This is a genomic window from Hyphomonas sp. UBA3601 (assembly GCF_002375605.1).
Classification (GTDB): domain Bacteria; phylum Pseudomonadota; class Alphaproteobacteria; order Caulobacterales; family Hyphomonadaceae; genus Hyphomonas.
Window position 1 is genome coordinate 5,120 of the sequence record NZ_DFME01000122.1, and the last position, 8,555, is coordinate 13,674.

The window sequence follows — 8,555 nt, forward strand, 5'->3', positions numbered from 1 at the left end:
TTGTTCTTAAGGCTCGGTTATGCATTTGTGCCGAACACGATGGTTAAGGCGGGTTGGCCATCCGTTGTGTCCAGTTTAGGACGCCATCGAACAAGGGGGACGAAAGCGCGATGCTCTCAGACTTGATATCATCTGAACTGCCTTATCTGCGGCGCTATGCGCGCGGACTGATGGGAGAACAGCAGAACGGCGACGAAGCTGTTGAGGATATGATCGAGTCGTTGATCTTCCGGATCTCGGTCGCTCCCGACCTCAAGTTCCAGAAGGCAGACCTGTTTGCCGAGCTCGACAAATCGATCAGCAAGAGCGTTTCTGAACTGTCCGACGAGACTGGTATTGCCAAGATCATGAATGCCATGACCACACTTCAGCGGCGCGCGCTGTTGTTGACGGTTGTGGAGGGCTTTTCCGTTCAGGAAGCCGCCCGAATTCTGGCCGTGACGATCACTGATATCGAAGACATGCTCAGGGAAGCGGAAACAAATATCGCCAATGAGGTCAGTACAACTGTCCTGATCATCGAAGACGAGTCGATGATTTCCTATCAATTGTCGCAGATCGTCAAAGAGGCTGGCCATGAAGTCGTCGGAATTGCAACGACGCAGACCGAGGCGGTCGAACTGGCAGCAGAACAGACGTTTGGACTGATCCTGTCAGATTTGCGCCTCGCCGACGGATCCGTTGGAATTGACGCTGTGAAGGAAATCTTCGCGAACATGAATTCCGAAGTGCCGGTCATCTACATCACCGCCTATCCGGAAATGTTGCTACAGGGGCAGGACAACGAGCCCTCTTATCTGATCCCGAAGCCATTCGAGCCACTGCATGTGCGCACGGTGGTGGATCAGGCGATTCTTTCCGCGTTTCTTGGGCAGGAAACGGCCTGACTTGCGCTTGGGCAAATCAGGCCTGATCCGGTTTTAGAATGAGACCCTGATCCCCATGCGAATGTTGCGGCCCGGTGCCGGAACCGCATCCTTCAGAACTGACGTCGAATACCGCACTTCCTCGTCTGTCAGGTTGCGGCCTTCCACGAACAGCTGTGTGCCATCCTTGCCAAAGCCAGCTTCAGTCAGATCAATTGCCGCGCGCAGGCCCGTCGTTACGTAGCCATCGGTAGGCAGAATACCTGCACCTGGATCATCCTGGTCGGCTGCCGCCGTCAGGGTCCAGCCAGCAGACCAGAGACCCCAATCAGCGTCCAGGGCCGCATGGAATGTGAGCGGCGGCAGATAAGGCACGTTGTTGCCATCATCCAGTTCGCCTTCAACAATATCCAGGCTGGCCGAGGTCACCCAGCTGGCACCGAGCAGACCCTCCGGGAACCGAGCTTCAGCCTCAATCTCTGCACCTGTGAACTTCGCGCCCTGTTGCTGGAACAGGAAGACCGGAAGTTCATCCAGCTCATCAACTTCCAGTCCATCTTCTATCGCGACGCCCGGCGTCAGATAGATGAAGCCGTCGAAGTCCGCATGAAAAACGTTGCCGCTGATGCTGAAGAGATCATTTTCCCAGCGGAGCGAGGCTTCGATATTCGTGCCTTTCTCCTTGTCGAGTGAGGAGTCACCGATTTGATATTGGCTCGTCGCAAGGTGTGGACCATCAGCGAACAGTTCGCTTTCATTTGGTGCGCGCTCAGTATAGCTGACCTGACCGCCGATCCACCAGCCTGATGCCACATGCCTGTGGCCACCAGCGGATGCGCTGAACAGATCGAAGCTCCGTTCGCCCTGAACATCATTGTCGAGCTCGGTACTGTCGAAGCGAAGCCCCCCTTCCAGAACCGAATTATCGTCCAATTGCAAGGTCTCGAACACGAAGGCACCGAACGTCTTCGTTGAAGTGGGAGTCAGGAAGGCTTCGTCCCCATCTGCGCTGAAGTCCTTATCGAGGAATTGGACACCGGCTGCACCCTCGATCTCACCAAATTGATGACCGAGCTCCAAGCGTCCTTCCGTCCCCTCCGTCGTGAACTTCGTTCCGGGTTCGCCTGGGCCTTCGAATTCGACATGCTCATAGTCAGCATAGGACAAATTCCCCGAGATACGGGTCAGAGGGCCCGCATCCAGCTTCGCGCCACCCCGAATATCATAACGGGTCTGTTCCAGATCAATAAACGGGGATTCTTCCTCGTGGCCTTCCTCCTCCTCATGGTCCTCATCGTCGTGCTCTTCTTCCTCATGCTCATCATGTTCGTGGCCTGAGATGCCATAGCTCGACATTTGCTGACGCAGGGCGAAGCCGAGGAATGCGTCTTCGCCAACCCACGAGATGCCGGCTGAGTAGGTTTCAGACTGAAGGAAGGAGTTTTCCATCGTGTCGCGGACTTCTTCATGCTCCTCGTGCTCTTCGTGTTCCTCTTCGCTCTCTTCTTCATGCTCGGCTTCTTCAGCCGCGCGTGCAGCAGAAGATTCGGCAAAGCCCGGCATATCGTAGTCGCCGAAGTCACGTGCAGAGGCTGATAGTGTCAGCACAAGCGGGCCCGTCGCAAAGCGTGCCTTTCCGCCCGCCTCTGTACCTTCATTCACACTATTGTTCGCGGCGAAGCCCTCAAATGACACCGGTTCATCCGGCAGGCTTTCGACGATCAGGCCGTCAATGACATTGACGACGCCGCCAATTGCCTGGCCGCCATAGGCCAAAGCCGCCGGACCGCGCAGGATTTCAATCTTCTCGGCGTCGATACCATCAGTTGCGACCTGATGGTCCGGCGAGGCGGCAGAGGCATCGAGCGCGCCGATTCCATTCGTCAGAACCAGGACGCGCTCAGCGCCAAGACCCCGCAAGACCGGGCGGCTCGCGCCTTGTCCGAAAAAGGTCGTGGACACACCGGCTTCTCCAGCCAGTGTGTCGCCGAGTGTGCCGGAGAGCTTCTCGATGATTTCTCCGCGATTGATCGCGGTGACGTTACCGACCATTTCGTCGGTGTCCCGTTGAGGGCCGACGCCGGTCACAATGACCGTATCAAGTGTCTCGGGGGCGTCCTGAGCGAAGGCAAGGGGGCTGACGCCCAGCATAAGCGATGCCGCAACGACGCGGCGGGAGATATGGGATTTCATGTTCCGGGAGTCCTTCAGACAATAGGGAATGCCACCCGCAGGCGGCAGAATTGGTCGCTATTGCTGAAGGGAAGGCGGACTTCGCGGCGGTGGGGCGCGGCCGGGCGGCCGGGTCCATGTTGGCTGCGAAAATTGCGGCTCGGTGACCTTGGTTTCGATTGCGTAAATATACGGACTGGCCGGCACATCCGGCAGTACGATTTGAATGCTCGCCACAGCAGTCAGGTCGCAAGTAACCCCATAGTGATCGTGCGGCTGGTCGGCATGCGCCGCGGCATGCCCCAGCGCCAGCGCCTGAACGAAAACGAACAGGGCTGCGAGGAATGCCAAACGGTGTGTATGAGACGGCCGGACGCGCATGGTTATTCTGTTACATTTTCGTGAGCTGAGCCGCAAGCACCAACGCACGTAAAAACATTACGATCCGCACTTCCTGCTTCAGCTTTCACGCTTCAGTAACCAAGGCAGCCCATCTTCGCGAAAGTTAATGAAAAGCCTTGAGCTGTTAAGAGGATGTAGCATGTCGAAAAATGCTGTGCGCTGGGGCGCAGATGTTGGTTGCCAGAGCAAAGTCAAGCCGCTGGAAATCCGCAACGACCTTTCCGATCATGGGCTGAAGGGCAAGCGCGCCCAAGGGTATTTGGGGCTGAATCGCCAATTCACGAAGGTGACAGCGAAGAAGGACGGCCGCGACGGCCTCCCGGCGTCTGATGCGTCGACCCCTGATCAGTGGAGTGAATGCGAGCAGCAGATCGCTGAACGCGCAGAAGACGTGCGCCGCGGTCTCGGGACATGGCTGACCACGACGGCGGCGTCGGTGCGCAATTACATCAGCGACTATACGCCGATAGATATTTATCCGGACCAGCTGCGCGAGGCGATCAAGTCCGAAGAGAACGAATACCGTCACTACGAGCTGGACGATGTGCATGATGCGAAGGAGACGCATTCGGCAGCAATCATCGAGCTTCAGCAATTCAAACTGCGTCATGGAGACCGGATCGGGGATCGCACGCCGGACATCAAGAAGAACATCGAACAAGCAGTTGCGATCCTGATCTTCATCATGATCCTTGAGGGCGGTTTCAACGCACTTCTGTTCAAGGACGCGCAGTCCAATGGCCTGATGGGCGGCCTGATGATTGCCTTCGGCGTGTCTTCGGTAAATGTCGTGTTTGGCGTGATCGCAGGCTTCTTTGGCCTGCGCTATCTGAACCATCCGGCGCTTCCGGCGAAGATCATGGGCGGTACCATAGCGATGGTCTTCGTCCTGGCCGGCATCTTCCTCAATTTCTTTGTCGCGCATTTTCGCGACGCAGTCGAAACGGGACTGCTTGCGGCGACAGAGGCGGGGACGCTCGGAACCTTCTCAATGTTCTCGATTGCGCCCGGCGACGTCGTCATGTCGATGTTCCCGAACATCTTTGGCCTGGAAAGCTTCCTCGCCCTTGGCCTGCTCTTCATGGGGCTCGCTGTGTTCGGGCTGGCTGTGTATGAAGGCTATGACCGAATTTCCGATCGCTACCCTGGCTATGGCCGTGTCTGGCGCAAGGAGCGCCGCGCCTATGAGCGTCGCCAGGAAGTTCGTAATGGCGTGCGGGATGATCTGTCCGATTATTTCTCTAGCTGCCGTCTGTGGTTTGAAACTCAGCAATCCCGCCACGTCTCAGCCAAGCGTGAGATCGAAAAGGCCATGAACCTGCTCGAAACTCGCCGCGATTACGCGTCTGCGATTGCAGCCCGCGCCGCCGATCAGGAGCGCAGCCTGAAAGTCGCCTATCGTCAGGCCCATCGCCGTGCGCGCAACGCCAATCGTGACCGTCTGGGTGATCAGGCCCCGTGCCCGGAATATTTTAGTGAAATCGTCACACCACAATTGCCGCCGTTCGACTATTCCAAGGAGCGGGATCAGGCGAACAAGGCGATTGCAGCGATTGACAACAATATCAAAGCGCTGAACCAGACCCGCGAATGGCTTGAACAGCACATCCAGCAGGTCCAGAAAGGCCTGTCCTCAATCGAGAAGAAAGTTGCTGACGAAATCGGCAAAGTCCGCGAGGCCAAGGGATCTACGCATGTTCCCGTGGACCAGGCTCGCCGGGCCTAGAAGGAGACATAAGGGATGCCACGTCGCAGAAGTGACAAAGGCCCATGGTTCTGGCGTGGAATGATTGCGCTGATGCTGGGTGTCGTATTTGCCTTGTTCGCCGTTGTGGCGTTCAATCAGCCGCCATCCCTGATGGCTGATTCCAGCTGCCGTATGGACCGCAAGGACCCGGCCCATACGATCATCCTGATCGACCAGTCAGACCCGTTCAATCCGAATGATCTGGATTGGGTCTATGAGTTCGTGGACGCTGAAGCCCGCGCCCTGCCCAAATACGGACGTTTGACGGTCATGACGCCGAACGCGGCAAGCCCTTATGATCCAAAGCTTGTTTACTATGCGTGTTCGTCGGGGAGCGCTGCAGAGGCCAACCCGATCTTCCAGAACCCGAAAATGATCGAGCAAACCTGGCAGACCCAGTTCTATGCGCCACTTCTGGAGAATGTTGAGGCAGCACTGACCGACACGCGCCAGCCGAGTTCCCCGCTCGTTGAAGCTGTGTACTCGATCGCCGACCGCGCCGATTTCCAGGCTGGTGAAACCAATCGCCGGATCGTGCTGGTCTCCGACCTGATGCAGCATTCGGAAGGGTTCAGCTTTTACCGCCTTGGTGCCGATTATGAGGCCTATCTGGACTCAGATCTGGCCAAGATGAGTCCGGCTCTGGAAAACGTCGATGTCGTTGCCCGTATCGTGCCACGTCAGATCTATGACCTGCCCATGGCCGACGTTAAGGCGTTCTGGCGTGCCTATTTCAGCGAGGCGGGCGCGGATTATGACTCGGTGAACTGACTTCACCGCCCCTATTTAGGTCTCGCGATCGAGGTTGTTTGGCCCTATTATTGCAAGCTGAAGCCCAAAGAAGGCGCAGTAAAGGGAAGAAACTTATGTTCAACCTCCGCAAAGCAAGTCTGGCCGCGATGGCATCGGCCGCACTGTTGGCCGGGTGTTCGTCGGTTCCCGTGCCTGAGGAAGCTGGCATGGCCAGCGGCGCCAGCGTGGTGACGCCGAAACAGCAGGAATATCTGGCAGCGTTCAACGCGCCGCGCGGGCCGGTTCGTGCGACCCAGACCGGCATTCGCCCCGGATATAATTTTGTCGGCGTCGCCGAAACCGATCTCACCGAAACCCTTGAATGGCAGATCGTTGCGCCGAATGGGGTTGTGGTCGAGCAGGGGCGCACAATTCCCTACGGATTTGACAGCGGCTCCGGCGCCAACGTCCAACTGGTTGTGACCAGCGGACTACGCACGCCAGCGACCAACCTCGTGCTGGTTGTGGAGGGGGTTGGAAAGAGCCATCCATTTGACGTTTCGGAAGATATCTTCCGCGACCTCAAATACGATACGTTGAGATACTTCTACCACAACCGTGCCGGCGTTCCGATTGAATCCGAGCATGCTGGCGGCGAGCAGTGGGCGCGTCCGGCCGGACACGAAAAAGAAGTGCTGACCTGTTTCCATGGCAAGGACATGTACAAGATCAGCTGGCCTCGCTGTGACTATACGCTGGATGTCTCCGGCGGGTGGTATGATGCCGGTGACCAGAGCAAATATGTGGTGAATAGCGGCATCAGCGTCTGGACGTTGCTGAATGCCTATGAGCGCGGCACATCCGGATTTGAGGATGGCGCGACGAACATTCCGGAATCCGGTAACGGCCTGAATGACCTGTTGGATGAGGCGCGCTACAATCTCGACTACATGCTCGCCATGCAGGCGCCTGAGGGCGCAGAAGCCGCCATTGTCCAGGGCAACATGAAAGGCAAGTGGCAGACCAAGGCACCGAAGATGACGGATGTATCCGGTATGGTGCATCACAAATCAGGTAATACCGAGTGGCCATCGCTGCCGATGATGCCCCACAAAAACACTGGCCCCCGTGCCCTGTTCGCACCCTCCACGGCGGCGACCCTGCATGTGGCGGCCGTTGGCGCGCAGTGTGCCCGTGTGTTCCGCGGCGTCGATGATGCGTATGCCGACAAATGCCTCGCGGCAGCCAAGCGCGCCTATGCCGCGGCGCAGCGGATTCCAGATGCATATGCCTATGGAAATTTCCCCGGCACAGGGCCCTACGGCTCGACTGATATTCGAGGTGAGTTCTATTGGGCCGCCGCTGAAATGTACGTCACTACAGGCGAAACCGCCTATGCCGATGACCTGAAGACCTATCAGGGCGAGCTGGACGCATGGCCAGTCAGCGGCCTTCAGGAGCCCAACTGGGGCGACACGATGGGCCTCGGTATTCTGTCGTTGGCGCGTGTTGCTCCGGACGAATCCCTGCGGAATGAGGCGGCTGAAGGTTTGCTGCAGACGGCAGATGCGTACCTCACTCAAATTCGGTTTGAAGGATACCAGATCCCCCTCAATCGCGGTGTCTGGCCGTGGGGATCGGTTGGAACTCTGGCCAATCGCGGTCTTACTCTTGGCACTGCCTACGACATGACCGGCAACGTTCAGTATCGCGATGGCGCGTTGGACCTGTTGGATTACATCCTTGGCCGAAACCCCCGCGATATCTCGTACATTTCCGGCCATGGGGAGAATGCCTTCAAGGCTCCGCATCACCGTCATTGGGCGGGCGCACAGTATCGGGGATTCCCGCTTCCGCCTCCGGGCGCTGTGTCGGGTGGACCGAACAACACCAATCCTGCTGGTCCGGTTTCCAGGGCCATTATTGACGAATGCCAGGCCCAGACCTGCTACGCCGACCACGTAGACGCGTATGAGCTGAACGAAGTGGCGATCAACTGGCAGGCGGCAACGTTCTGGCTGGCAGCCTGGGCCGACGACATTGACCGTGCGAAATAAGCGCTAGTCTTCGAAGACGCCGATGACCGGCACATGGTCTGAAGGTTTCTCGAGCTCGCGGGCCTTGCGATAGATCTCTACCGATTGGAGTCTGTCGCAAGCCTGGGGCGAGCAGAGCAGATGGTCGATCCGGATGCCGTGATCCTTTTTGAAAGCGCCGCCCTGATAATCCCAGAACGTGTACTGGTGTGCACGATTATCGGTCAGTTCAAAAGAATCCGCCAGACCCAGATATTTCAGTTTCCGGAATTCTGCGCGCGTCTGGGGCAGGGCGAGTGCGTCGTCCTGCCAGACGGTTTCGTCCCAGCAATCGGCAGGTGTGGGGATGCAATTATAGTCGCCGCAGAGGACAAAGGCTTCGTCCAGCTTGAGCAGCTCACGCGCATGCCGTTCCAGCGCGTCCATCCATTCCATCTTGTAGTCATACTTCGGGCCGGGGGCAGGGTTTCCATTCGGCAGGTATAAACCGCCCACACGGATTGGGGTGTCGCTGAGGATCAGCGCCTCGATATAGCGCGCCTGTTCGTCTTCGATCGTTGGCAACCCTTTGGTCACGTCTTCAATCTCGTGCTTGGAGAG

The 8,555-nt window shown here is 57.6% G+C and carries 6 protein-coding genes; 4 read left to right on the plus strand and 2 right to left on the minus strand.

Going from position 1 to position 8,555, the window contains the following annotated elements:
* Nucleotides 1–110 precede the first annotated feature (110 nt).
* On the plus strand, nt 111–887 hold the full coding sequence (locus B4F73_RS13240; RefSeq protein WP_206990802.1) for a PhyR family response regulator anti-anti-sigma factor: 777 nt from the start codon (nt 111–113) through the stop codon (nt 885–887).
* A 33-nt stretch (nt 888–920) separates the two neighbouring features.
* Here the strand turns inward: B4F73_RS13240 and B4F73_RS13245 are convergent, their stop codons facing one another.
* Nucleotides 921–3,059 (minus strand): TonB-dependent receptor, encoded by a 2,139-nt coding sequence (locus tag B4F73_RS13245; protein ID WP_290483497.1) that lies wholly within the window; start codon nt 3,057–3,059, stop codon nt 921–923.
* Between the two features lie 520 nt (nt 3,060–3,579).
* Between B4F73_RS13245 and B4F73_RS13250 the strand changes: the two genes are divergently transcribed.
* The 3 genes from B4F73_RS13250 (at nt 3,580) to B4F73_RS13260 (ending at nt 7,976) form a co-directional block, all read left to right on the plus strand.
* A complete protein-coding gene (locus B4F73_RS13250) occupies nt 3,580–5,166 on the plus strand; it encodes a hypothetical protein (RefSeq protein ID WP_206990799.1) in 1,587 nt (528 codons plus the stop codon).
* A 15-nt stretch (nt 5,167–5,181) separates the two neighbouring features.
* Nucleotides 5,182–5,958: a hypothetical protein gene (locus B4F73_RS13255; RefSeq protein ID WP_290483498.1), complete on the plus strand. Its 777-nt coding sequence runs from the start codon at nt 5,182–5,184 to the stop codon at nt 5,956–5,958.
* Between the two features lie 95 nt (nt 5,959–6,053).
* A complete protein-coding gene (locus B4F73_RS13260; RefSeq protein ID WP_290483499.1) occupies nt 6,054–7,976 on the plus strand; it encodes a glycoside hydrolase family 9 protein in 1,923 nt (640 codons plus the stop codon).
* A 3-nt stretch (nt 7,977–7,979) separates the two neighbouring features.
* Here B4F73_RS13260 and B4F73_RS13265 read toward each other — a convergent pair.
* A partial coding sequence (locus tag B4F73_RS13265) for an exodeoxyribonuclease III (protein ID WP_290483500.1) occupies nt 7,980–8,555 on the minus strand: 576 nt, incomplete at its 5' end.

Excerpts from the sequence above, each read along its gene's own strand:
- B4F73_RS13240 (WP_206990802.1), top strand. The coding sequence starts at position 111 with ATGCTCTCAGACTTGATATCATCTGAACTGCCTTATCTGCGGCGCTAT.
- B4F73_RS13245 (WP_290483497.1), bottom strand. The coding sequence starts at position 3,059 with ATGAAATCCCATATCTCCCGCCGCGTCGTTGCGGCATCGCTTATGCTG.
- B4F73_RS13250 (WP_206990799.1), top strand. The coding sequence starts at position 3,580 with ATGTCGAAAAATGCTGTGCGCTGGGGCGCAGATGTTGGTTGCCAGAGC.
- B4F73_RS13255 (WP_290483498.1), top strand. The coding sequence starts at position 5,182 with ATGCCACGTCGCAGAAGTGACAAAGGCCCATGGTTCTGGCGTGGAATG.
- B4F73_RS13260 (WP_290483499.1), top strand. The coding sequence starts at position 6,054 with ATGTTCAACCTCCGCAAAGCAAGTCTGGCCGCGATGGCATCGGCCGCA.